Genomic DNA, 22,576 nt, shown 5'->3' on the forward strand with positions numbered 1-22,576 from the left:
GAGAAATCCGTGACCCAGAACCCGCGCGAGGTGGCTACCAAGTTTGGCAAGAGCATCGACACCTTCTTTGCTCAAGGATTCCCCGAGGCCGAAACGGCTTTGGCGGTTTGGATTACCTATCTCGAAGATGACGCGCTCAATGGCCCGGACGACCCGTTGTTCCCGGCAACCGACATTGTGCCTCAATCCAACACCGGATTCTCAGCCGAGGGCTTCGCGCGCCGCCCTTGGAAAAGCACCGAACCCGTGCGCAAGATCGTCAACGCCGCCTTCGCCGCCGCAAATCTGGATGCCTTCGGCCCGCACGCCTTTCGCCACATGCTGGCCCGCCACGCCGCCAAGACTTGCACCTCGGTCGCGGAATTGGTCGCCACTTCGCAGAACCTCGGCCATACCGACGTGCTGACAACGTTGCGAAGCTACGGACAGATCAGCCGTGAGCGGCAACGGGCACTGATCACAGGCGAGTCAGGGGATGATGTTCTGGAGGACTGATCAGGTCGATCTGACTGAATTCAATCAAACTTGGGGCGTGGGAACAAGTGTGGGAACGCATTCCGGAGATCTATATATTTACGCTAGAAATCAATCACTTAGCATTGATTTGTGGCGGAGCGGAAGGGATTCGAACCCTCGAGACGGTTCCCCGCCTACACACTTTCCAGGCGTGCGCCTTCGACCACTCGGCCACCGCTCCGCCGGTCGTCCTAAAGGAGACTCGCACCCTATTGCAAGAGCTTATCCACGGATCCACGCCGCAAGGGCAGCAAAATGATACGTTTACCCAGAACTGACATCCTCGGCATCCGGGTGGACAGGGCCTTGAGGCAGAACATCATCGAATACTTCGGTTTTGTCGGGCACCGTCAAGGGCTGACGCAGAACTTCTGGGTTACGGAGCCAGATATCGCGCTGCGCGAAGGGGATCTCGATTTCGGCTTCTGCAAACGCCTTGGCGATCTCGTGGTTCAGTTCTGACTTTACCGTCAAAGACCAGTTCACATCCCGCAAAATCGCGCGAATTTCGAAATCCATCGAGTCTGCGCCAAACCCCTGGAACACCACATTTGGTGCGGGATTGGCTAAGATCATCGGATGGCAATTGGCAACTTCGCGCAGCACCGCCTCGACTTTGCGGGTGTCTGTGCCATAGGCCACACCAACCGGAACGATGACGCGCCCAATGGTATTTCCGCGGGTATAATTGACCACCGACCCGCTGATCAGATCCGAGTTCGGGACGATTACATCGGTGCGGTCAAAGGTTTCAATCCGGGTGGCGCGCACCGAAATGTCGCGGACATATCCCATCATCCCCCCAACCGAAATCCAGTCACCCTTGGAAATCGGGCGTTCAATCAGAAGGATGATACCAGACACAAAGTTCGACACGATTGTCTGTAGCCCAAAACCAATCCCGACTGACAGCGCACCGGCAACAATCGCAAGTGACGACAGATCCATCCCTGCCCCTGTGATCGCAACCAAAGCGGCGATGACGATGCCTACATATCCGGTCCCGGACACAATGGCGTTCTGCCCTCCGGCGTCGATGTTGGTCTTGGGCAACAGCGAGTTGCGCAACCCGCTTTGCAACAGGCGGGTGACCATGTAGCCCACACCAAAGATGGCAGCGGCAGCCACGATCGTCACGGGTGCAAACGTCGTGTCCCCAACCTCAAAACCGGCAAGGAACTGCGACCAGATTTCGGTCAGGTTTGCGACACGCCCGCCCCAGATCAGTACCAGAACCGGAAGCGCAAGGGCGCTGAGAACGAAGCCGACAATCACGGTAAACAAAGAATCGCGCGCCACTTCGGGACGCCCGGTTGCCCAGGCCGCGAAATCGCCTAGGAACTGTTGCAAAACGATAATGACTGCGATCAGGGCCAGAGTGTTCACGGCCGGGAAAATCAACGCTTCTGCTGCGTACACATAACCCGCCGCCGCAAGGATAGGCGCCGCTGCAGACAGCAGAAACAGCCCCCGTCTCAGAACGCGCACTATGGCGCTGAATCCGGCACGGCGAGGTGTTTCTTCTTCACCTTCGTTCGCCGGTTTTGGCTGCGCACGGAAAAACTGCAATCGGAACAAGATCAACGCCGTTGTTACGATGATCGGAAACGCTGCGACGGCGCGCGACGGTTCCGAGATGTTTTCGATGCGTTCGAACAGATTGACCATGTTCAGCAGAACAATCATCACAGCCAGCAAATCGACATAAACGCGCAACTCGGCCAAACGCACCGGGCTAAGTTTGATCAAACGTTCATTGTCGTCGCGGCGGCCAATCGTTTGCGTTCCGATCCAATGATAAATCAGGAACACGGCAGCCCACTGCGGAACAGACTCAAGAATTAACTGACCTCTGAGACCCAGAACATTTGCGGTTGTTATTGCCTCGATAAGAGCGACGGTCCCCAGGAACGGCAGTACGATTTTGGCAAGCGATACGACAAAACTCCAGACGCCGGATCCAGACCCTCCAAACCGACGCATGAAATCGCCAAAACGATTGGCCCAATGCGTCCCCCGCACAATCAGAACAAGACCAACCATGGTCCAAAGCAGGATGATGAACGCATTGTCGCGAATGTTTTCCCGCGTTGAATCAAGACTAAGAGCGACCTCAGTCTCGTTCACGAGGGCCTTTGCCGCCTTCACGAAGTCCTGGTAAAACAGTGCCCAATGATCAGGAAGCAAAGGCGACGGGCCTCGGGACAGCAGCTTTTTCCGCTGCCGTTCGCGAATGATACGATCAATTTCCGAAATCAATCCATCGGATCGGCTATACGCCTCTTCCGCAACGATGCGCGGCACCCGCAGCTTATCCAGTCGACCTGTCAGATGGGCCCTGAGGTCGGCAATGTCCTGCGCCTCTTCCTCGCCTTCTCCTGGCGGGGCTGGCAGGCTCGCGACCTGGGCTTCAAGCGTCTTGATCCGCGCCGAATTCTCGTTTCGCACTTTGTTGAAAAGCTCGCGATATTGAACGATGTCAGCGCGCAGCTTTTCCATTGCCGCGCTTGATGCCCGGTTTGCATCAACAACCTGCTCGGCTCTGTCCGCCACCTTGATCCAGTTGGCATAGTAATCGCGGCCCTCATCGCTGAGTTGCGCATGGGCCGGGACTGCGACCCACAAGAACAGCGCCGCCAGCAGGCATGTCAGAGCACGGCCCATCACCGTCATGTCAAACGTCCTCGAACACGCCTGGAATTGAAGCCGGAGCTCGGGTCATCCAGTCGGGCACAGGCAAGTCTTTTTCGCGAAGGAAATCGGGGTTGAACAGTTTGGACTGATACCGGGTACCAAAATCGCAGAGCACCGTAACAATCCGATGGCCGGGTCCAAGATCACGCGCCATGCGCACGGCACCCGCGATGTTGATCGCCGTCGATCCGCCCATCACCAGACCCTCTTCGCGCAGCAGATCGAAGACATACGGCAGCGCTTCGGTGTCGGGAACCTGATAGCAGAAATCGGGTTTGAACCCTTCCAGATTCTTGGTGATCCGCACCTGACCTATGCCTTCGGCGATGGATCCGCCTTCCATCGCGATCTCGCCAGTCGTGTAATAGCTGTACAACCCTGCCCCCATCGGATCGGCCAGACCGATCTTAACGCCCTTGGGCTGCAACGCTTCGGCAATTCCGGCCAGTGTGCCACCCGAGCCAACAGCACAGATGAACCCATCGACCTTGCCGCCGGTCTGTTCCCAGATTTCAGGCCCCGTAGTTTCGACATGAGCCTGCTTGTTGGCCACGTTGTCGAATTGATTGGCCCAGATCGCGCCGTTGGGTTCGGTTTTGTTCAATTCATGCGCAAGGCGTTCTGAATACCGTACAAAGTTGTTGGGGTTGCGATACGGAGCGGCGGGCACCTGTACCAGCTCGGCACCGGCCAGACGCAACATGTCTTTCTTTTCTTCGCTCTGGGTCTCAGGGATCACGATGACTGTCTTGAACCCCATCGAGGCCCCGACCAGCGCAAGACCGATACCGGTATTGCCTGCAGTCCCTTCGACGATGGTGCCGCCAGGCTTGAGATCCCCACGCGCAATCGCATCGCGAATGATGTATAGAGCGGCCCGATCCTTGACCGATTGTCCCGGGTTCATGAACTCGGCTTTGCCCAGGATTTCACATCCGGTCAGTTCGCTCACCTTCCGAAGGCGGATCAGTGGGGTATGTCCAACGGCGTCAGCCAGATCCTTAGCAATGCGCATGATGTCCTCGATATATTGAAGTCTAGCTTCTGGTGTAGCGCTCGCCCTACCCGACCTCAAGCGATCTTGCGCAGCCGATCACGATGCCGTGCTAGCCAAAGCGCCGTCGTAACCAATGGCATGTCGCGGTAAACATGTGCGTCGATCCCATCCATCAGAGCGTCATAGGTGATGATCTGGCTGCGGATATCTTCGCCCTCTTCCGCCAAACCGCCCGTGTCAGTGGTGTCTGTCAGGTCGGCTAGGCCTATGTAAAGATGCAGGTATTCGCTGGATGATCCGGTGCTGGAATACACCTCTCCGGCCTTCTCAATTGCTTTCAACGTCAATCCGGCCTCTTCCATTGCTTCGCGATGGGCCGACTGGTCTGGGGTTTCGCCGGGGTCGACCAAGCCTGCTACCGGTTCCCACACCCAAGGGGACCGGTCTCCGCACATAAACACCGGGGCGCGAAACTGTTCGATCAGCAAAACGCAATCACGGACTGGATCGTACGGCAGCACCACCGCTGCCTGCCCGACCATCAACGCCCCACGGTTCAACGGGGTACTCATGGTCCCGTCATGGCGACGAAACCGTAAATCCGCCTCTTCTACGCCAAAGAAGTTCAGATAGGCCCGCCTGTGATTCAAGACCACAACGTCCGTGTCAATGTCCCGGTTCGGGTCGGCTGGCCGGTTTTGCGCCGCCAACCACGCGGCAGCCCGGATCCGGATCGATGGCAGCCGTTCTGCGGCCTCTTCTGCGGTCAGCCGACCGAAAAACGCCATCACTTCTTCCGCTGCGCGCAGGCTGAGTGGGCCCCATTTCGAAATCCAGTCTTCCAGATGCCAATCCGCCCCCGGAACCCACTGATTTGAGGACGGAAAGAACACCTGAGCATTCGCCTTTTCACCCTGCGGCAGCGTCACTTCCAACGGCTTCAGATCATAATCAAATGCCCCTTCATAAAAGGACAAACGCGCCCGGTCATCCTCGGTCAACCCGCGCACCAGTACGCCCCGCGCCGTAGCATCTGACTGAACCTGAATGATCGGAAACGGCTGATTGTGGACCCAGGTCACCAAATGGCCAGGTAGCACTGCTTCGGCTGTTTCAACATCCTTGCGGCCAAGAACAAGTTCCAGCAGCGGCGCATAGCACAGCGTGCCATAAAAGAACAAATCGTTCACGTCACCCTCAACGTTTAAAATCAATGGATTACGGCCATCTCTTCCAGGAATAATCCGTAGCCAGCCCAGCAAGCGCGCCGCCGACGGCCAAAGTGACCAGAATGACCGGATTCAACAAGTACGCGCCAAATTCGACCATGTGTTCGAAAATCGCGAAAATTGCCTCAAACGGCCCGTCATAATAGTTCCGCATGGCCAGACGCAGCATTTCGTTGCCACCTTGCACAAACAGGCCCCAAAACACCAAAGCCAAAGCGCCAGTCAGCCCGTTGGTGATTGCAGCCGAAAAGCCGTTTCCAGCGCGCCTGCCCATCAAGACCCAGCCCACCAGAAACCCGATCACGATGTTTACAACAGTGAAATAGCCGAAATCCGTGTCGTCCGGCATTAGCGGCATAATCATCCCGGATAAGATAAACGCCAGTAAAGCAAGACAGGCGGCGGCAGTAAGACGGGCGGCGTCGGGCATTCGGGTCTTTCAGATATTACACAGGTTTTTTGACTGTTATCTGCGTAACATCACATACCGCATTGTCAAAGGCCGCTGCACATGAAGTCAGATAGAAATTCCACATCCGGCGGAACCGGTCATCAAAACCCATCTCGGAAATCTGATCCCATTTATCATTGAAGGTTTGGTGCCAGCGACGCAGTGTCAGATCATAGCTGGCCCCAAATTCAACCGATTGCACCAACCCCAGCCCGGCCTTGTCGATCTGTTCGCGCAGCACCAAAGGGCTTGGCAGCATACCGCCGGGGAAAATGTGCTTCTGGATGAAATCCACACCACGCCTATAGATCTCCCATCGTGAATCGGCCACGGTGATGATCTGCAAAGTCGCATTGGCGCCGGGTTTCAGTCGGTCTCTGACAGCATCGAAATAGGTCGGCCAGTACTTCTCGCCAACGGCTTCGAACATTTCAATACTGGCGATTCCGTCATAGGTTCCACGCTCGTCTCGATAGTCCTGCATCTTGAACTCGACAAGATCGGAAAGTCCCGCTTTTTCAATGCGGTCTACGGCAAAGTTATACTGTTCCTGACTGATCGTCAGACCGGTGACCCGAAGTCCCCGTTCTTTGGCGGCAAATTCAGCAAACCCGCCCCAACCACAGCCGATTTCAAGAATGTGGTCCCCCGGTTTGGCTCCCATCTGATCAATCATGCTGGCGTATTTTGCCGTCTGTGCCTTCTCCAGACTCTCTTGTCCCGTTTCGAACAAGGCACTTGAATATGTCATCGTCTCATCCAGCCACATGCCGTAGAACTCATTCCCAAGATCATAGTGATACGAAATGTTCTTCTTCGCCTGAGATTTATGGTTTCGCTGCAACCAAAAGCGCATCCGCTCGTACGCGCGAACCAGCCCCATGCCGGGGAAATCGTCATAGACCGTTTCGGTGCTTTGGTGCACCAGATCCATAAAGGCCTGCAGATCGGGTGTACTCCACCAGCCATCCAGATAAGCATCGCTGAACCCCAGATCCCCTTCGCGGATCAACCGCGCGAACAAATCAACATTGTGCACGTCCAGCTCGGCCACAGCGCCCGGGGCCGCCGCTTCGACGCGAAACATACGACCGTCCGGCAGCTTGATATCAAGCCGCCCGGCCCCCAGTTGTTCCAGCATTTGAAACACCTGAGCAAAATAGCGCGGCAGGTTGCCTTGCCCTTCGGTCGTCGTCAAAATCATGTCTTCCCCCATTCCCCGATCACGATGTCAGGCTAGGTCGAACTTTGCCATCGGGCAAGATTTCCGTGCGTTGCGGCGCAGTTGACCGATCTTGATAGGCTGCAAGCGCCCTCTTTCGACCTTCCGCGATGTCCACGATTGGCTGCGGGTATGGCGCATCGGGCGTCAACGCCCAACTGCACGGAACGGCGTCAAAATACCTCAGTGCCGTATCCGACGGATGCGCCTGTCCTTCGGCAATCCATCGACGCGCGTAAGCGCCACGGGGATCAAACTTCGTCAGTTGGGTTACGGGGTTGAACACCCGGAAATACGGCGCTGCATCGGGACCAGATCCGGCGACCCATTGCCAGCCCATCGCATTGCTGGCCGGGTCCCAGTCCGTCAGGCATTGTTCGAACCAATCCAATCCAATTTTCCAGTGCGTCATCAGATGTTTGGTCAGGTAACTGCCGACAATCATCCGGGCCCGGTTGTGCATGCGACCCGTGACAAACATCTCACGCATCGCGGCATCGACAAAGGGCACGCCAGTACGCCCACGTTTCCAGGCGGTCACCTCTGGCGAGTCCGCATCCGTCTTCCAGGGAAAGCCATCCCATTCAGGTCGCCAGTTTCCTGTCAGGATATGTGGTGTGTGATACATCAGGTGATACGCGAACTCGCGCCAGACCAGTTCCTTCAGGAAATGCTCGGCACCGCGTTTCCCTTCTTCTTGTGCCCGCATTCCTGCGTGCCACATCTGATGCGGGCTGATCTCACCATAGGTGAGATACTCTGACATCCCCGAGGTCGCATCCTCGGACGGGCAATCCCGCGCCTCTTTGTAATTCTCAATCCGATCTGAAATGAAGGCGTCCAGTCGTTCGTGTGCAGCGTCTTCGCCCGGACGCACATGTTTGCGGACCACATCTGCACCACGTTGCATTGCCGTGCCCAGAGCCCAGTGGTTCAACACGTCAGAGACCGGCCATTCTGCTGGCGCAGGTATGTGAGCGGGCGCCGCCACTGGCGTATCCACGTGGCGTCCGCGAACCGCGCGCCACATTGGCGAATAGACCCGATAAAATCCACCGGTCTTGGTTTCGACAGTCCAGGGCTCGAACAACAGATGCCCACCGAACGACCGTGCCTCAACACCTTGCGCCTTCAAAGCAGTCTTGATCTCAGTATCTCGCGCACAAGCATGAGGATCATAGGCCCGGGTCCACCAAACCGCTCCGGCACCGGTTTGAGCAATCAACGATTTCAGTTGCTCCAGTGCCTTCCCGCGCCGCAAGACCAGGCGGCTCCCGCGCGCCTCGATGGCTTGGGAAAAGACCTCAAGCCCCAGACCAAGTCGCCATTTGGGCGCGGCTCCAAGCGTTTCTACGGCTTCGTCACAAATAAAAACCGGGATCACCGGCCGCCCCGTCGCACAGGCCGCCGCCAGCGCCGGATGGTCGCTCAGCCGCAAGTCGCGCCTGAACCATAATAGGATCGGAGAATGGATATCGGTCATGACCTGCCTGCTATGTTTTGATGGGTACGCAGGACAAGGAAAAGCGGATCACAAAACGCGGTCAAGCGCTTGCAAAAGCTGATCGATTTCAGATTGCGATGTGTAATGCGTAAAGCTGAGCCGCAAGACACCGCGGCTCAGGTCCGCGCCCATCGCGGTCAGCGGGCGCAGAGCATAGAAATCGCCACCACCAGCCATGATCCCGTGCTCCGCCAATTCGGCGGCAACCGGTTCAGCTTCGCGGTTCAGGGCCAACGCAACCGTTGGGGCCCGCCGCGTCGCATCAGACGGTCCCAGAAGGCGCAGGTCATTGCGGTCTTTCACGGCATCCAGAACGGGCTGCAACAGACGTGTTTCGTGTTCGTGGATAAGGTCGTTTACAAAGGCCGACCGCGCTGTGGCACCGTTTTTCGGGCCGTCATGATGATCGCACACAAGATCAACGTAATCCGCCATACCTGCGCTGGCGGCGACCTGCGCATGATCCGGTCCTGCAGGAGTGAAGCGTTTGTACAGAGCGTCAGCATTGAAATGATGCGCCTGGTTCGGCAGCATTTCCCCCAGCGCACGGCGCATGACCATCAGCCCCTGATGCGGACCAAAGGTCTTGTAAGCCGAGAACAGATAGATATCCGGCCCCAGCGCGCCCACATCCGGGAATCCGTGCGGCGCGTATGACACCCCATCAACACAGACAAACGCGCCAGCAGCATGGGCAATCGACGTGATCTCGGTCACTGGGTTGATCTCGCCCACCACGTTCGAGCAATGCGGAAAGCAGACCAACCGGACCTTTTCATCCAGCAACTCTTCCAGCTTTTCCGGGTCAAGGTGGCCTGTGACCGGATCAACCTTCCATTCGCGAACTTCGACCCCATCCCCAGCCAAACGCCGCCACGGGCCGGAATTCGCTTCGTGATCCTGATCCGTAACCACGATTGCTTCGCCGGGTTTAATCCACTGCCGGAACGCTTGCGCCAGAACATAGGTGTTTTGCGTGGTCGACGGACCAAAGCTCAGCTCGTCGGTCTCAACGCCCAGAATGGCCGCCATCCGCATCCGCGCTTCGTCCATCTCTTCGCCCGCAAGGCGGCTGGCCTCATAGGGCGCATAGGGCTGCACTTTGCGCTGGGTGTAATACCGCGTCAAACGGTCGATCACTGGCTTGCAAGTATATGATCCGCCTGCATTTTCAAAGAACGCCTGCCCATGCAAAGACGGTTCGGAAAAGGCCGGAAACTGCGCCCGGACGAAATCAATATCCAACTGAGGCATCTTGCCTGTCTCCTGTGTTTCTGATCCCATCCGGCGGAGTGCTTATGCGCCGGAGGATCCCCAATACATGGCAGGTCTTCCAGCCAAGCCGACCTCTGAACCCGTCAAAGACACCGGCAACCCATCACCCAAACACGGTCATAGATGAACGGATTTGGTGTAAAATCCTGCGGGTTGGAATTCAAGCACCGATGGTCCGATTGCCCTGAGTTTGGTCCGTTTTGTACCGCCGTAAAACCGGTCATCTTCCGTTTTGTACAAAAATCCGGCGGGGGTTTTGGCCCCCGTTTCTGAACATTTGGTTAAGTCGAACGGTGACACTGACGCGCAACGCAAGCCGGGGCGCGGCTGCCTGGGCGGGCGCGGCCCGGCGTTCCGCCGGGCGTTGCGTTAATGGCGGGCAGCGAGCACGGCATAGATAGCGGCGGTAAAGAACAGGATCACATCCTTGTCGATCAGATGCGCGCCGCTGCCAAGATAGGCCAGAGACAAACTGCCATAAATCGCGTTGTGGCAGGTTGCGATCCGAACGTAATCATTCAGTTTGGTCTTAAGTTCTTTCAGTTTGGTTTTGATCGTCTCAAACATCCTTTCTCTCTCTCGATGGTTGAGCCGTGCCTAGGATTGGCTCATGTTGGTTATCAGCGCTTGAAACCAAAATGCCGTTTCCCCGCCCCCTTGGGGAGCCGGTCCAAGGTTAGAGAAGTTAGAGATTGTTAGAGATGCCCGACAGTTTCGGGGCCCGGTTTGGGCGATTGATCAAACGTGTGCGCGGGGATCTGGGTGTGACCCAGCCCGATCTGGCCGATCAGGTGTTCGGGGACCGCGCGCGCAAGGGCGATATTTCAAAGCTGGAAAACGGGCGTGTTCCCAATCCGCAGGCCGAAACAGTTGCCAAGATCTGCGGCGCTCTGGGGATTGATCCCACTGAGGTTGAAGCGCTGCACCATACAAACGAGGACGATACGCCCGAGATCGTTCAAAGACTGCTGGCTGAAAAAGAGGCCCACGCCAATGACCTGAAAGTGGCGCACGCTTTGGTTGTGTCGCTGGCGTATCGCTATGCCGAGGGAAATCCGGGCGACTTTGACGGCGCGCTGAAGGGTCTGGAACGCGCGTTGGAAGTGGCGGCGGAGGAACGGGCAAAGGGGGACTTGCCGTCGAACACCAGTGACGCGGTGGATGTGGTGTTGCGCCGGATTGATGATTTGAATGACGCAGGTCGCGTTGAGGATGGCGTGGCCGAGATCCGCCGGGCGCTGGCGGCGCAGGCCGATGAAGTCGAACGCCAGAAGGCCGCGCAGGGGCGGATGTTTGACAAGGGCATCGCGCAGGCGGTGCTGGCCCGCGATGTGGATCTGGCGGTTGAAATGGAACTCGGCAAGTTGGAACTGGAGGGCGGCGGGTTTGAGGATTTGCGGTCGGTCCGTCGAGTTTGGTACGAACGTGGGCGCGACAAAGGGTTGCGCTTTGATCTGGAGGTGGCGATTGCGCTAGCGGAGATCGCGTGTGATCGCGCCAGCGATGCGGATGAAAAAGGCAATGCGCTGAATGATCTGGGCCTTGCGCTCTGGACCCTCGGGCAACGCCAAAGCGGCACGGACCAGTTGGAGCAGGCCGTCACCGCCTATCGCGCCGCGCTGGAGGCGTGGACCCGCGACCGCGTGCCGCTCGATTGGGCCATGACACAGAACAATCTGGGCAATGCGCTCTGGACCCTCGGGCAACGCGAAAGTGGCACAGAGCGGCTGGAGCAGGCCGTCATCGCCTATCACGCCGCGCTGGAGGAATGGACCCGCGACCGCGTGCCGACTGACTGGGCCATGACACAAAACAATCTGGGCGTTGCGCTCAAAACCCTCGGGGAACGCGAAAGCGGCACAGAGCGGCTGGAGCAGGCCGTCACCGCCTATCGCGCCGCACTGGAGGAGCGGACCCGCGACCGCGTGCCGCTCGACTGGGCCATGACACAGGAAAACATGGCATTGGTGTATCTGGCGATGGCCGAAAAGGCGGACCCGGAGGAGCAAGGGCCGCTTCTTTCCAAGGCGCTGACCCATGTCGATCTGGCGTTGGAGGTGTTTGATCCTGCGGAGACACCCTACAACCATGACAAGGCGAGCCGGTTGCGGGACGCGTTGATGGACGCGCTGCAATAAGGCGGTGTCCCGTTTGGTCGACGCAGGGCGGCTGGCCCCATAGGCGCATGAGGTGAACGTTGCGCTGGGTGCAATCGCCCAGCACTCGGTCGATCATCGGCTGACAGGTGTAAGACCCGGCCCCTGACCCAAAACGGCCAACCCGAATATGCCGGGCTGGCCGCATCGTGATCAACCGTCGGATCAGAAACTGATCGCAGTATCCGCCGCCAGCATCGATGCCGCCATTTCGCCGGGGTTCGCGACGCCGATCCCATCCAGCAGAACCTCAGCTGTCGAGCCCTTGCCGGGCAGATAGATGGCGCAGACCTCGACCTTGGCACCCGGCAGGCCCATGATCATCTTCATCAGGCCTTGCGGGCTCATATCCTTGGGTGGCTGGCCTGCCGTGGCGTTGGCAGGCGCGTCTTTCAGGGCCAGATCGCCTGCCGGGCCACACAGCAGGATATGCGGGGCCGCGCCCTGTTTGGCGGCCTGCATCGTCAACACCATGGCCATCAACTGGGTCTGTGGTTCAGGGGCGGTCAGAATTGTGACCAGTGTTTCTTTGTCATCGGCGCTGGCAGTTCCGGCAAATGCAGTCAGGGCAATGGCGGCGGCGGTCAGAAGGCGTTTCATCGTTACTCGATCCTTTTAGGTGTTCCCGTACAAAGCCTAGAAGATACTTCGTGGATACAGCTTTGTAGGGCGGGTCTAACGCGAACCGAGCGGTGGCCATTTGATCCAGATCAGATACATGCAATTTTTGGAATTTATTTAAACGAAAAAAAGGGGCGGCACCACTGGCCCGCCCCATCTACTCAATCTGGCGCCAAATTCAGGCGTTCACGTCCACCACGACTCGCCCTTTGACCTGTCCCTTGAGGATGTCAGCCCCCAGCTGAGGCAAATCTGACAGAGTCGCCGGGTGCACCATGTCCTCCAGCTTGTCCATCGGCAGATCCGAGGCGATGCGATTCCAAGCTCGAACACGATTGTCATATGGCTGCATGACCGAGTCGATGCCGAGCAAATTCACGCCACGCAGCAGAAATGGGATTACCGTCGCAGGCAACCCGGCGCCCCCGGCCAAACCAACGGACGCGACAGAGCACCCGTACTTCATCTGGCCCAGAACCCGTGCCAACATAGCACCGCCGACAGCATCGACGCACCCCGCCCAGGATTCCGCTTCCAATGGGCGCTTGACGGTTTCGTTGATCTCTTCACGGGCCACGATCTGTGTGGCCCCCAGCGATTTCAGGTAATCCGTAGTTTCGGGACGACCAGTCACGCCTGCCACCTCATAACCAAGGTTCGACAAGATCGCTGTCGCAACAGAACCAACGCCCCCGGCGGCCCCGGTGACCAGAACCGGGCCATGGTTTTTTTCCAGCCCGTGATCTTCCAGCGCCATCACCGCCAGCATCGCCGTAAATCCTGCCGTGCCCACTGCCATCGCCTGACGGGTATCCAGCCCTTTCGGAAGCGGCACCAGCCAATCGGCTTTCACCCGCGCTTTCTGAGAATACCCACCCCAGTGCGCTTCGCCCACACGCCAGCCGGTCAAAACGACCTTGTCGCCGGGTTTATAGCGATCATCCGACGACTCTTCGACAGTTCCGGCAAAATCGATGCCCGGAATATGCGGGTACTTGCGGACCAATCCGCCACCCGGCCCAATGCAAAGACCGTCCTTATAGTTCACAGTCGAATAGTCGACTGCCACCAGAACCTCGGCTTCGGGCAGATCAGAAACATCGATCTGCTTCACCGCGGCGCTGGTTTTACCGCTCTCTTCGTCCTTGTCGACAACCAGTGCATTAAACATTCGTTTCTCCTTTTTTGCGGGGCTTCGGCCCCCAAATTGTTGCGTCCAGAGCCATCAGGCCCAAAAACTGTCACGGACCGTCGCGCTGCGTATGCCTTCTGGCGTTTCGACTTCTATGCGCGCGCCTGCATCCCAATGGCTCAGTCGGATCATCCCGATCGCGACGTTCGCCTGAAAATCAGGTGACCAAGCGGCCGAGGTTACCTGTCCGACACGACGCCCATCGGCATAACACGGCCAGATTCGATCACAGGGTGGAACGGCATCCCCATCAATCTCGATGGCCCGGATCTGCTGCACCGGACCTTCCTTGGCCACCCGCAACAAAGCATCCCGCCCGACGCAGCCGATGGCGGTATGGGTATTACAGAACCGGCCAAGGCCGCATTCGTGCGGGGTGTTGTCGTCGGTCATGTCGTTACCATAGGACAAAAGCCCGCTTTCGATCCGCTCGATCAGATTGGGGCATCCGGCTCGCACGTCCAGGTCTTCTCCCGCCTCGAACAACGCGTTCCAAAGCGGCATGCCGATATCGCCGCCCTCGACATAAATCTCGAACCCACCCTGTTTGGAGTACCCGGAACGCGCCACCGCCATGTCGCGTCCCTGAAAGGAGAACATGTCGAACTTGAAAAACCGAATGTCGCGAACCCGGTCGCCAAACACCCGCGCCATCAAGTCGTCGGCTTTTGGTCCTTGCACGGCCAGCGGTGAAACATCGGGTTCGTCCACAAGAACGTCCAGCCTGTAGCCGTTGGCGATGCCCTTGACCCACAACAGAAGATCACTGTCCGCGATTGAAATCCACCAACGATCCTCGGCCAGTTTCACGGCCACAGGATCGTTCAACATTCCCCCCGTTTCGTCGACAATCGGGATGTAATAGCACTGCCCGGCCAACATGCCTCGCAAATCCCTTGGCGTCAGCATTTGCATCAAACGCCCCGCATCTGGGCCGCGCAATTCCACCTGACGTTCGCAAGACACATCCCAGACCTGAACCGCCGTCTTCAGGTGACGATAGTCAGCCTCGACACTATCAAAAACCGTCGGCAACAACATGCGGTTGTAGACCGTGAAACCTTTGACTCCCGCGGCCTCGACACCGTCAGAAAACGGAGTCCGACGCAGCCTGCGAGAAAGTGAAATCGTTGCCATGATTACGCCTCCGGCATCATAACGAGATCGCTCACCGGGGCCTCGGCCCCGGCGGCGGTCAGCATCCCGTGAATCTGCCCACGGTGATGCGTCTGGTGGTTGAACATGTGCACAGCGCACATGGCGAAGGGTCGGGTCATCTGCGCCCCAATCGAACTTGAAAACCAGGTCAGGTCCCCGGCCAAAGTCACATCCTCGACGGCGTCTGCCCATTCCAGAATACGCTTGTCCGCATGCAAACGCGCAGGACACCAGTCGGCATAACTTGGGGTCAATGACGGGCTGTCCGAAATAGAGACTGCGGGACTGTCACCGCCATCAAACCGCGCCATCCACATCAGGTCGCCCCAAAGCAGATGGCTGAGTGTGCCCATGATAGATCCGAAAAACGCCTGACGATCCTGCATCAGATCGACCTCGGGTAACACCTGAATACTTTGCAACAACTGATTGTTTTGCCACGCATTATAGCGCGCCATCATGATGCAGTAGTCGCGCGTGATCATTACCGTGGCCCGTGCCAGTCGATCTGGCAGATCTCGGCCGAGCGGCCTTCGAAATCCCAGACCCGCCCAAAAGCGCGCAGGCGCCCCTTGGTCGCCGTCGCGACCGTGATGTCGGGTCCCATCCAGTATTCGGTGTTCGAAATCACGATGTCTTCATCCTTGTCCTTGCCGGACACCGGATGCACAACGCCTTCGATCTTGCGTCCCACGGTGATGTGGCGGGTCTTGCCATCCGTCTCATAGGATACAGGCTGACGTTCGGCGCCCAGGAACTCTCCGACCAGCACCTTGAACAACCCGGTCGTTCCCTTGGCCTGACCGCTGAAGATCTTGACCAGCGCTTCATAAGCCGCATGGCTGGCGCGGTCGTCGATGAACACAGCCGCTTTCCAGTTGCCGCGCGACATCATGCCGGGGATTTCGATCATCAGACCGACATTCAGCCCACTCAGGTCTTCGTCGCCATAGTGACCTTCGTCGATGCGCACGCCACCCCATGTCTGGCAGTGGCCTTCGGTCGGGGGATGCTTACCCAGGGACACAACGCAGGGGCAGAACACCGTGCAGTTGCAGTTCAGGATCAGTTCGCCCTTCATCGACCAGGGCGTCAGCCCCGGATCGGTTTTGTCCGCCGCCGGGTGGCGGCTGTCAATTTTTGCTGGCACTTCCAACCGGTCGCTTGCCATAGTTTCGTTCCTCCTCAGATCAATCCAAACCCGATCACCACAGCGCCCGCAATCAGCAAGGCGCCCAACGGACGGGTCACATATCGCCCGATTTCGGGCAGTTTCTCTAACACCATGATCACGGTCGCCAGCCCCATGAAGGCCAGGTTCATGACCCCACCGACAAAGGCCAGCAGCATCAGCGCCCAGCAACAGCCCAGGCACACCAGCCCAAGACGCAGGCCGTTTTTCCACGGTCCCTCGTCCCAGTGCTGCATGAAAAAGGTCAGCGGGCGGCGGCACTTGCTTAGACACGCTTCTTTCACCGGCGAAAACTGATAGAGCCCAGCCACAACCAGCAGCGCGGCCGACAACACAGGAGCAGCACTTTGACCAAGAGGGTCAAGCAACCCTGCCCTAAACAGACCCATCTGCGCCGTCGCGGCCAGAACCGCAAACCCCAGCCATACCGACAGATACCCGGCAATCAGCCGCGTCATGCGAATTTCAGTGCTTTGCCCCAGTTCTTCATAGGTCGCCAAAGCCGGGAGTGCCGTTGGTGCCATCATCGCGGCAGACATCAAGGCCCACATCGCGACCATCCGCACCCAACCGGCAGCATCCGGGGTCAACGTACAGAAATTCTGCCAGAATTCAGCGCCATACAGCCTGCCAATGGCGCGCAATTCAGCTGGAACCGACATTAGGTACAGAGCGATCCATGCCAGCAGGATGCCCGCGAACAAGGTCAGCCAATGCGGCGCGCTCATGGCTCTGATACGGTCCGACAGCATGATCCCCCTCCGGTGTCCTGACGACTCATCACTTGCAATTTAAATGTCAGACTTTTAAATGTCTGACAAATGAAAAGTTTGCATCCATGAAGATCGATCCCAAAAGCACAGGCGACCTGTCCACCCAGATCGCGCAGGCGATCCGCGATGCCATCATTGGCGGCGATCTGATCGTTGATGAGCGATTGCCGTCCGAAGCCGAGCTGGCGGACCAGTTCCAGGTCTCGCGCCCCACGGTGCGCGAGGCGTTGAAGCGGCTGGCCGCACAATCCCTCATCCGCACACAACGCGGCGCATCTGGCGGAGCATTTGTGAACCGGCTGTCATTTCAGGACGCCTATGCACAACAGGTCACGACCTCGACCCTGTTGCTGTCTATGAATGCCGTGAAGTTCGACACAGCTTGCGAGGCGCGCTATGCGCTTGAACGCGCCTGTGGCCCGTTGTCTGCCGAACGCCGAAACCCGGATCATCTGGCGACCATGCGCGCCGAGATTCACCGCCAATCCCAACCCGGACTGTCTGACGAGGCCTTTTGCGCCTCGGATGTGGCGTTTCACCGGGCCTTGGTGGATGCGGCGGAAAACCCGGTTTTGTCCTATCAATTGGCGGGCGCGGTCGAAGCGATGCAACCGCTGATGAACATGATCACCTTCACCGCCCGATCCCGCGAACAGATCGTCGCGTTCCATACCCGGATTGCCGACGCGCTTGAAGCCCATGACAGCGCTGCCGTCGATCAGTCTTTGCGCGAACTGGCGGCCTATACGATCTCACTCGCTGACCAGCTGATGCGGAAACGCAAACAGACGACTTAACCGGCCAGCGGCGGCAAACCCACGACGACCCCCTCGCGGATGACCTCCGGATCATAGGCTTTGCGCGCGAACACCTCGCGCACCATCGGAGCGAAATGCGCCAAAGATTGGGTCGGGTATTCGGGGTCGAAAGACGATTGATCCCAGCGTTCACAAAACGCAGCACAGCTTTCGAAACACGGATGATCGCGATATTCGTCGCGGGCGTTTTTGTCCCAGCCATAGTGGTGGCCATAATACAGCATCTGGAAAATACCGTGATGTTCCACCACCCAGGACACCTCCCAGCGCAAGAATGGGCGGATGATTTCAGCCGACATCCGGTCGTGGTTCTGCGGGGCAAGACCATCGCCGATGTCATGCAACAACGCGCCCACAATCCAGTCGATATCCGCGCCTTCCTGTTCGGCCCGCGTCGCGGCCTGAAGCCCGTGGGTCAGACGCGTGATGCGGTACCCTTCCAGTGTGAACTGGCCTTGCCTCTCAAGCTCTTGCAGAATGCGATCGCCCGTCATGGCGTGAAACGGGCGTTCAAGTTCAGCCAGAAGCTCGTATTCTGCCTTGGTGCCATCCTTCATCTGGGTGAAGGACACGGTTTGCGAGGTTTCTGTCATGATGATGCCCCTTCAGACCATCCAAATATTCAATTTGACCTGCGCGCGCGGGCGGCCACCCTAAGTGTGATCCCGGATTTCGGGATCGTAAAGCGCCATATCCGCCGAATGACCACGCACCTGCGACGAATCCCTCTTGAATTCTCGCCCCAACACACCGATATTCCTGTTGTTCCCTCGGGAACTATGGACATAAACGCGCTCGTAATAAGCGGTTCGGACCCGGGGGCGGTACCCGGCGACTCCACCAATAATCCTTCATTTGAGGATCATGGGGTCGAAATAGGATCGACGGACGTCTAAAGGGGTTAGCTTTGTTTCGGCTGGGTGCCACCGTATCGGCCCAAACTGTACAATTGCAAATGACAATCGTGCTCCGGCAATGGCAGTAGCAGCGTAAGCTGTTAATGTCGCCGAAACTTAAGTCCTTGTGCCTAGCAGCGTAAGGCGGGGTTCGCAGGCACCTGGCAACAGAAGCCTGCACTTCCCTCCCTTTTCATTATCCTTTGGCCCGCTTTAGCATCCCGAACAAATCGCGTGGATCGTCGGGATCGGCCAGCATATCAAGCTGGATAAAAAACTCGGTGCCCTGAATGGATTTCAGCACATAACGCAGGGCCGAAAAATCTTCGATCGCAAAGCCGACACTGTCGAACAGAGTGATCTGACGATCACCGGTCCGTCCCGGTACAACCCCTGAAAACACCTGCCACAGTTCGGTCACTGCATGGTCCACGTCCAGCTGCTGGATCTCGCCCTCGACCCGCGTCTGTTCCGGGTATTCAACAAAAATATCCGACCGCAGCAGAATGTCACGATGCAGTTCGGTCTTACCCGGGCAATCGCCGCCGATGGCGTTGATGTGCACACCGTCGCCGATCATGTTGTCTGTCAGGATGGTCGCATTCTGCTTGTCTGCCGTGCAGGTCGTGATGATCTGCGCACCTTCCATGCTGTCCTCCCCGCTTTTGCAGGGGATAACCGTCAGGCCGGACCCCGCCAGATTGCGCGCACATTTTTGCGTCGCGGCCGGATCGGCGTCGTACAACCGCACGGTCTTGATCCCGCAAATCGCTTTGAACGCCAGACACTGGAACTCGGACTGGGCGCCATTACCGATCATCGCCATTGTCGTGGCGCCTTTTGGTGCCAGATGTTTCGCCACCAGCGCCGACATGGCAGCGGTGCGCAAGGCGGTCAGAATGGTCATCTCGGTCAAAAGCTTCGGGTACCCGCTATCCACATCAGCCAGCAGGCCAAACGCGGTCACAGTCTGAAGCCCTTCTTTCGTGTTCTTGGGATGGCCATTGACGTATTTAAACCCGTACATGTGCCCGTCCGAAGTTGGCATCAGTTCAATGACGCCCACGTCCGAATGGCTGGCGATACGCGGGGTTTTGTCAAAGCTTTCCCATCGCAAGAAATCGGCTTCGATCTCATCAGCCAATTCCCGCAGAACGGTTTCGATCCCGATGTGATGGACCAGACCCATCATGTGTTCGACCGACACGAAGGGAACGTAAGCAAGGTGCGAGGGCAATGGGGTCATATGTGTTCTCCTGATCGTACCACGTGGTCTCCTGCGCGATCATCCAAAAACCCTTCACACCACGCGTCGCTGCGAAGACCGGTATGGGAAGGATGAAATCCGCCTTGGAGTCCAAAGGATCCGATTAATGATAAGACCGACTCTTTTTCATTCACACTGACAAAATGTTCTGATTGCACTGAAACAATTGCCAATTTGATAAGCCTGACTTACTAAAGTGCTATGCAGATGTTTGACGATCTCGACCAGAAACTGATTGGTATTCTGCGCGAAGATGGCCGCGCCCCGATCTCAAAGCTTGCGTCGATCCTAGGTGTGTCGCGCGCCACTGTGCAAAGCCGTCTGGATCGGTTGCTGGACAGTGGCGCGGTTCTGGGTTTCACCATCCGCGCCCGTCAGGATCACGGGCCGGACGGGGTGCATGCGATCATGATGATCGAAGTATCGGGCCAGTCCACCACAGCCGTGATCCGCAAATTGCGCGGCCTGCCAGAGTTGCGGCAATTGCATTCGACCAACGGAAAATGGGACCTCGTCGCGCAACTAAGTGCCGAAAGCCTGACCGATTTCGACCGCGTCCTGCGACAGGTGCGCGGCGTCGACGGAATCACGAACAGCGAAACTTCGATCCTGCTGAGCTCGGTCTGACACCAGAAAAAGTACGAACGATCAAAGGGTTACTTCTTCAATCCGTGCCCTCAGTGAAACACGCCACGATGACCGCGCGGCGTGACGCCGACCTGCGCACTGAACGCTTTCGAAAAATATGAGGTCGACGGCAATTTCGACAAAGGTCTCCAGATCATGGCAGCGCTGATGCCCCTGATGCGCGTGCTGGAACAAGGCACCAAGTATATCCAATGGGTCAAGCATGGCTGCGAAATGGACGGTTTGCACCCTGGACCACCCCGCCCGACCTTAAAAACGCTGAACAGCGATGACAAACGGCAGCTCGAGCAAGTGGTTCGGCTGCTGAAAGTCACCATTTCCCACATCGAAGCCGAGTAACTGGCATGAGCGACCTTCTGACACCCGAAGAATACAACACCATTGCCGCCGGTCTAATCCTGCTGTCTGATGCCAGTGCCGCACGCATATTTCGGATCGGTTGTGGAGAGCCTCGCTTTGGGACGCGCTTTTCGTTGCGCAGCAACCATATTCGGCTTCTTCCACAAACCTCGTCCGGTGATGGACGACCCGTTCAGGTTGGGCGTTGGGTAGTTATATTATGCCACGCCCTCCACCTTCTCGGGACGGAATTCAGTGCCACCAGTCCACAGGCGATGCAGTAGGACCGCAAGCTTTCGTACGACGGCGACGACCGCACGGCGTCTGCCTTTTGTTCGCATCAAACGCATTCCCCATGACTTGATTTGTGATCTAGCCCTTGTGCGCATCAGTAATGAATTGGCTGCTGCATAGCGGATCGCACGGGCATCGCGGTCTCCCGCTCGGGATATGCTACCTGGGTCATCGTGCTCGCCTGATTGCTACCGTCGAGATGAAAGGCCAGAGTGCGCACCAACGGTTCGGGAACTTTTGAAGTGAGCAAGATCATCAATGGCGGCTTTGAAAGTAAGTGCCGCAATCGGGCCAACGCCCGGAACAGTCATCATCCGCAGGCAGACTTCATCATTGCGGGCCGCGCGTTTGACCCGCTGCTCCAGCGCGAGATAGTTTTGGTAAACCGCAAAGCGCGCGTCCTGCAGCGGCAGAGTTGCCTGAGACAATACCTTATCGGCTGCGATCAAAGGGCCCACGAGGTCATTTAAGCTGCCATGCTGGACAGTTTTTTAGAAGGCGCAGTCCGAAGATCTTTAACAGCCCGCGAACCTTGTTTGCCAGATCAATGGTTTTGTGGAGCAGGGCTTTTCGGCAGTTCAACAAAGCGCGTATGTTGTGGGCTTCACGGCTCTTCATATGAACCGGGCTGAACCAACCTGTCAGTAAAATCTGCGCAATCCCTCGGGCATCGTTCTTATCTGTCTTGTTGCGCACCGCCGACAGTGCGGCGCTGACTTGTCGGGCTTCCATACAGACAACGTCGAAACTGTCGTTGGTCAATCCATAGAAAAGATGTGGCTCTTCGTGCCCGCTTCAATACCGATCCGAACAACCGGTTGAGCGAAGCCTTTCAAGCAATTTTTGATCTCATCAACATCACATGCCAACTCGCGCTCGAGAATGATCGCGCCCTTGGTTTCCAAAACGCATAGCACGTACGACCGCAGCGACACATCCAGTCCGGCAAAATAATCCATCGTCTTTCTCCCTTGCTTACAGATTTCCTGCGATCCGATCGGGAGCATTACTTCATTCAGGGTTAGCCCAGTTACGCATGCTCTGGGCCGGGTTGCAGGCATGATAGGTGAACTCGGCAGAAATGGTCGTGATCAGATCGCGTACCAAAGCCCGATTTAGATGCACATGGTCACCCGGTACATCGGCCCCGACCCGTTTCCGGTCGGCTGGCGCAATGGGGTCGCGAAAGATCACGCCGACGTATTCGAGGATACTCATCGAAGCCGCATCGATCCCGACGATCTGTTCGTCATCCATCGGCCCGCAAATCGGCAGGTTGTTTTTCAACTTCGACAGCATTCTTGCGTCAGATTTCGCCCGATGCGTTCCGCTGC

The 22,576-nt window shown here is 57.5% G+C and carries 25 protein-coding genes, 1 tRNA gene, 1 other RNA gene and 1 pseudogene; 7 read left to right on the forward strand and 21 right to left on the reverse strand.

What is annotated here, in order from left to right:
- Positions 1-495: site-specific integrase (locus FOY56_RS00005; RefSeq protein ID WP_508619500.1), on the forward strand; the 495-nt coding region annotated here is incomplete at its 5' end.
- Positions 496-607: 112 nt separating this feature from the next.
- On the opposite strand, the gene FOY56_RS00010 is transcribed toward FOY56_RS00005, so the two are convergent.
- The 9 genes from FOY56_RS00010 to FOY56_RS00050 all read right to left on the reverse strand — a co-directional run bounded on the left by FOY56_RS00010 (position 608) and on the right by FOY56_RS00050 (position 10,455).
- A tRNA-Ser gene (locus tag FOY56_RS00010) sits at positions 608-697 on the reverse strand.
- An 83-nt stretch (positions 698-780) separates the two neighbouring features.
- Positions 781-3,189, reverse strand: coding sequence for a DUF3772 domain-containing protein (locus tag FOY56_RS00015; RefSeq protein ID WP_246139371.1), 2,409 nt, complete (start codon positions 3,187-3,189; stop codon positions 781-783).
- Between the two features lies 1 nt (position 3,190).
- Positions 3,191-4,225, reverse strand: coding sequence for a cysteine synthase A (locus tag FOY56_RS00020; protein WP_146343743.1), 1,035 nt, complete (start codon positions 4,223-4,225; stop codon positions 3,191-3,193).
- A gap of 56 nt (positions 4,226-4,281) precedes the next feature.
- Positions 4,282-5,397 carry an NUDIX domain-containing protein gene (locus tag FOY56_RS00025; RefSeq protein ID WP_146343744.1) on the reverse strand — a complete coding sequence of 372 codons (1,116 nt, stop codon included), beginning with the start codon at positions 5,395-5,397 and terminating at the stop codon, positions 4,282-4,284.
- Positions 5,398-5,425: 28 nt separating this feature from the next.
- On the reverse strand, positions 5,426-5,866 hold the full coding sequence (locus FOY56_RS00030; RefSeq protein WP_146343745.1) for a TrgA family protein: 441 nt from the start codon (positions 5,864-5,866) through the stop codon (positions 5,426-5,428).
- Positions 5,867-5,882: 16 nt separating this feature from the next.
- Positions 5,883-7,091, reverse strand: coding sequence for an SAM-dependent methyltransferase (locus FOY56_RS00035; protein ID WP_146343746.1), 1,209 nt, complete (start codon positions 7,089-7,091; stop codon positions 5,883-5,885).
- A gap of 19 nt (positions 7,092-7,110) precedes the next feature.
- Positions 7,111-8,592, reverse strand: a complete 1,482-nt coding sequence (locus tag FOY56_RS00040) for a cryptochrome/photolyase family protein (protein WP_146343747.1) — start codon at positions 8,590-8,592, stop codon at positions 7,111-7,113.
- Between the two features lie 48 nt (positions 8,593-8,640).
- Positions 8,641-9,867 (reverse strand): aminotransferase class V-fold PLP-dependent enzyme, encoded by a 1,227-nt coding sequence (locus FOY56_RS00045; RefSeq protein WP_146343748.1) that lies wholly within the window; start codon positions 9,865-9,867, stop codon positions 8,641-8,643.
- Between the two features lie 390 nt (positions 9,868-10,257).
- Positions 10,258-10,455, reverse strand: coding sequence for a hypothetical protein (locus tag FOY56_RS00050; protein ID WP_146343749.1), 198 nt, complete (start codon positions 10,453-10,455; stop codon positions 10,258-10,260).
- 134 nt (positions 10,456-10,589) lie between these two features.
- On the opposite strand from FOY56_RS00050, the gene FOY56_RS00055 reads away from it, so the two are divergent.
- Positions 10,590-12,026, forward strand: a complete 1,437-nt coding sequence (locus tag FOY56_RS00055; RefSeq protein WP_146343750.1) for a helix-turn-helix domain-containing protein — start codon at positions 10,590-10,592, stop codon at positions 12,024-12,026.
- A gap of 183 nt (positions 12,027-12,209) precedes the next feature.
- On the opposite strand, the gene FOY56_RS00060 is transcribed toward FOY56_RS00055, so the two are convergent.
- The 6 genes from FOY56_RS00060 to FOY56_RS00085 all read right to left on the reverse strand — a co-directional run bounded on the left by FOY56_RS00060 (position 12,210) and on the right by FOY56_RS00085 (position 16,935).
- Positions 12,210-12,644 carry a DsrE family protein gene (locus tag FOY56_RS00060; protein WP_146343751.1) on the reverse strand — a complete coding sequence of 145 codons (435 nt, stop codon included), beginning with the start codon at positions 12,642-12,644 and terminating at the stop codon, positions 12,210-12,212.
- Between the two features lie 199 nt (positions 12,645-12,843).
- Positions 12,844-13,836 (reverse strand): acryloyl-CoA reductase, encoded by a 993-nt coding sequence (gene acuI / locus FOY56_RS00065; protein ID WP_146343752.1) that lies wholly within the window; start codon positions 13,834-13,836, stop codon positions 12,844-12,846.
- Positions 13,837-13,890: 54 nt separating this feature from the next.
- Complete coding sequence (locus FOY56_RS00070) at positions 13,891-14,994, reverse strand: dimethylsulfoniopropionate demethylase (protein ID WP_146343753.1); 1,104 nt, start codon at positions 14,992-14,994, stop codon at positions 13,891-13,893.
- Between the two features lie 2 nt (positions 14,995-14,996).
- Positions 14,997-15,500 carry a DinB family protein gene (locus FOY56_RS00075; protein ID WP_146343754.1) on the reverse strand — a complete coding sequence of 168 codons (504 nt, stop codon included), beginning with the start codon at positions 15,498-15,500 and terminating at the stop codon, positions 14,997-14,999.
- Complete coding sequence (locus FOY56_RS00080; RefSeq protein ID WP_246139403.1) at positions 15,500-16,096, reverse strand: DUF1326 domain-containing protein; 597 nt, start codon at positions 16,094-16,096, stop codon at positions 15,500-15,502. The genes FOY56_RS00075 and FOY56_RS00080 overlap by 1 nt, the downstream gene beginning before the upstream one ends.
- A 104-nt stretch (positions 16,097-16,200) precedes the next feature.
- Positions 16,201-16,935 carry a DUF2182 domain-containing protein gene (locus FOY56_RS00085; protein WP_146344544.1) on the reverse strand — a complete coding sequence of 245 codons (735 nt, stop codon included), beginning with the start codon at positions 16,933-16,935 and terminating at the stop codon, positions 16,201-16,203.
- Positions 16,936-17,045: 110 nt separating this feature from the next.
- On the opposite strand from FOY56_RS00085, the gene FOY56_RS00090 reads away from it, so the two are divergent.
- A complete protein-coding gene (locus tag FOY56_RS00090) occupies positions 17,046-17,777 on the forward strand; it encodes a FadR/GntR family transcriptional regulator (protein WP_146343756.1) in 732 nt (243 codons plus the stop codon).
- Here the strand turns inward: FOY56_RS00090 and FOY56_RS00095 are convergent.
- Positions 17,774-18,391 (reverse strand): HD domain-containing protein, encoded by a 618-nt coding sequence (locus FOY56_RS00095; protein WP_246139372.1) that lies wholly within the window; start codon positions 18,389-18,391, stop codon positions 17,774-17,776. The genes FOY56_RS00090 and FOY56_RS00095 overlap by 4 nt on opposite strands.
- Before the next feature lie 132 nt (positions 18,392-18,523).
- Here FOY56_RS00095 and ssrA point away from each other — a divergent pair.
- Positions 18,524-18,876, forward strand: a transfer-messenger RNA (tmRNA) gene (gene ssrA / locus FOY56_RS00100).
- Between the two features lie 14 nt (positions 18,877-18,890).
- Here ssrA and ocd read toward each other — a convergent pair.
- Positions 18,891-19,940: an ornithine cyclodeaminase gene (gene ocd / locus FOY56_RS00105; RefSeq protein ID WP_146343757.1), complete on the reverse strand. Its 1,050-nt coding sequence runs from the start codon at positions 19,938-19,940 to the stop codon at positions 18,891-18,893.
- Positions 19,941-20,168: 228 nt separating this feature from the next.
- Here ocd and FOY56_RS00110 point away from each other — a divergent pair, with 228 nt between their 5' ends.
- Together FOY56_RS00110 and FOY56_RS00115 are read left to right on the forward strand one after the other, a co-directional pair.
- The gene (locus tag FOY56_RS00110) at positions 20,169-20,588 is read left to right on the forward strand and encodes an Lrp/AsnC family transcriptional regulator (RefSeq protein ID WP_246139373.1); all 420 of its coding nucleotides are present in this window, start codon (positions 20,169-20,171) and stop codon (positions 20,586-20,588) included.
- A gap of 81 nt (positions 20,589-20,669) precedes the next feature.
- On the forward strand, positions 20,670-20,948 hold the full coding sequence (locus FOY56_RS00115; RefSeq protein ID WP_222434948.1) for a beta/alpha barrel domain-containing protein: 279 nt from the start codon (positions 20,670-20,672) through the stop codon (positions 20,946-20,948).
- A 482-nt stretch (positions 20,949-21,430) separates the two neighbouring features.
- Here FOY56_RS00115 and FOY56_RS23825 read toward each other — a convergent pair whose 3' ends face one another.
- A complete protein-coding gene (locus tag FOY56_RS23825) occupies positions 21,431-21,529 on the reverse strand; it encodes a hypothetical protein (RefSeq protein WP_246139404.1) in 99 nt (32 codons plus the stop codon).
- Here FOY56_RS23825 and FOY56_RS23830 point away from each other — a divergent pair.
- Positions 21,485-21,712, forward strand: a complete 228-nt coding sequence (locus tag FOY56_RS23830) for a hypothetical protein (protein WP_246139410.1) — start codon at positions 21,485-21,487, stop codon at positions 21,710-21,712. The genes FOY56_RS23825 and FOY56_RS23830 overlap by 45 nt on opposite strands.
- On the opposite strand, the gene FOY56_RS23835 is transcribed toward FOY56_RS23830, so the two are convergent.
- The 3 genes and pseudogenes from FOY56_RS23835 to FOY56_RS00125 form a co-directional block, all read right to left on the reverse strand.
- Positions 21,705-21,974 (reverse strand): IS110 family transposase, encoded by a 270-nt coding sequence (locus FOY56_RS23835; protein ID WP_246139374.1) that lies wholly within the window; start codon positions 21,972-21,974, stop codon positions 21,705-21,707. The genes FOY56_RS23830 and FOY56_RS23835 overlap by 8 nt on opposite strands.
- A gap of 26 nt (positions 21,975-22,000) precedes the next feature.
- Entirely contained in the window at positions 22,001-22,201 is a 201-nt protein-coding gene (locus FOY56_RS23840) for a hypothetical protein (protein WP_246139375.1), read from the reverse strand.
- A gap of 52 nt (positions 22,202-22,253) precedes the next feature.
- Positions 22,254-22,553, reverse strand: a pseudogene (locus FOY56_RS00125) (trimethylamine methyltransferase family protein); the annotation flags it as partial.
- Between the last annotated feature and the right edge of the window lie 23 nt (positions 22,554-22,576).

This window comes from Falsiphaeobacter marinintestinus (genome assembly GCF_007923355.1).
In the GTDB taxonomy this organism is placed as follows: Bacteria; Pseudomonadota; Alphaproteobacteria; order Rhodobacterales; family Rhodobacteraceae; genus Phaeobacter_A; species Phaeobacter_A marinintestinus.

What these genes read in the sequence shown, in the direction of transcription:
- FOY56_RS00015 (WP_246139371.1), bottom strand. Translation starts at nt 3,189, where the DNA reads ATGACGGTGATGGGCCGTGCTCTGACATGCCTGCTGGCGGCGCTGTTC.
- FOY56_RS00020 (WP_146343743.1), bottom strand. Translation starts at nt 4,225, where the DNA reads ATGCGCATTGCTAAGGATCTGGCTGACGCCGTTGGACATACCCCACTG.
- FOY56_RS00030 (WP_146343745.1), bottom strand. Translation starts at nt 5,866, where the DNA reads ATGCCCGACGCCGCCCGTCTTACTGCCGCCGCCTGTCTTGCTTTACTG.
- FOY56_RS00035 (WP_146343746.1), bottom strand. Translation starts at nt 7,091, where the DNA reads ATGATTTTGACGACGACCGAAGGGCAAGGCAACCTGCCGCGCTATTTT.
- FOY56_RS00040 (WP_146343747.1), bottom strand. Translation starts at nt 8,592, where the DNA reads ATGACCGATATCCATTCTCCGATCCTATTATGGTTCAGGCGCGACTTG.
- FOY56_RS00045 (WP_146343748.1), bottom strand. Translation starts at nt 9,867, where the DNA reads ATGCCTCAGTTGGATATTGATTTCGTCCGGGCGCAGTTTCCGGCCTTT.
- FOY56_RS00050 (WP_146343749.1), bottom strand. Translation starts at nt 10,455, where the DNA reads ATGTTTGAGACGATCAAAACCAAACTGAAAGAACTTAAGACCAAACTG.
- FOY56_RS00055 (WP_146343750.1), top strand. Translation starts at nt 10,590, where the DNA reads ATGCCCGACAGTTTCGGGGCCCGGTTTGGGCGATTGATCAAACGTGTG.
- FOY56_RS00060 (WP_146343751.1), bottom strand. Translation starts at nt 12,644, where the DNA reads ATGAAACGCCTTCTGACCGCCGCCGCCATTGCCCTGACTGCATTTGCC.
- acuI (WP_146343752.1), bottom strand. Translation starts at nt 13,836, where the DNA reads ATGTTTAATGCACTGGTTGTCGACAAGGACGAAGAGAGCGGTAAAACC.
- FOY56_RS00070 (WP_146343753.1), bottom strand. Translation starts at nt 14,994, where the DNA reads ATGGCAACGATTTCACTTTCTCGCAGGCTGCGTCGGACTCCGTTTTCT.
- FOY56_RS00075 (WP_146343754.1), bottom strand. Translation starts at nt 15,500, where the DNA reads ATGATCACGCGCGACTACTGCATCATGATGGCGCGCTATAATGCGTGG.
- FOY56_RS00080 (WP_246139403.1), bottom strand. Translation starts at nt 16,096, where the DNA reads ATGAAGGGCGAACTGATCCTGAACTGCAACTGCACGGTGTTCTGCCCC.
- FOY56_RS00085 (WP_146344544.1), bottom strand. Translation starts at nt 16,935, where the DNA reads ATGAGCGCGCCGCATTGGCTGACCTTGTTCGCGGGCATCCTGCTGGCA.
- FOY56_RS00090 (WP_146343756.1), top strand. Translation starts at nt 17,046, where the DNA reads ATGAAGATCGATCCCAAAAGCACAGGCGACCTGTCCACCCAGATCGCG.
- FOY56_RS00095 (WP_246139372.1), bottom strand. Translation starts at nt 18,391, where the DNA reads ATGACAGAAACCTCGCAAACCGTGTCCTTCACCCAGATGAAGGATGGC.
- ocd (WP_146343757.1), bottom strand. Translation starts at nt 19,940, where the DNA reads ATGACCCCATTGCCCTCGCACCTTGCTTACGTTCCCTTCGTGTCGGTC.
- FOY56_RS00110 (WP_246139373.1), top strand. Translation starts at nt 20,169, where the DNA reads ATGTTTGACGATCTCGACCAGAAACTGATTGGTATTCTGCGCGAAGAT.
- FOY56_RS23835 (WP_246139374.1), bottom strand. Translation starts at nt 21,974, where the DNA reads ATGGAAGCCCGACAAGTCAGCGCCGCACTGTCGGCGGTGCGCAACAAG.
- FOY56_RS23840 (WP_246139375.1), bottom strand. Translation starts at nt 22,201, where the DNA reads ATGGATTATTTTGCCGGACTGGATGTGTCGCTGCGGTCGTACGTGCTA.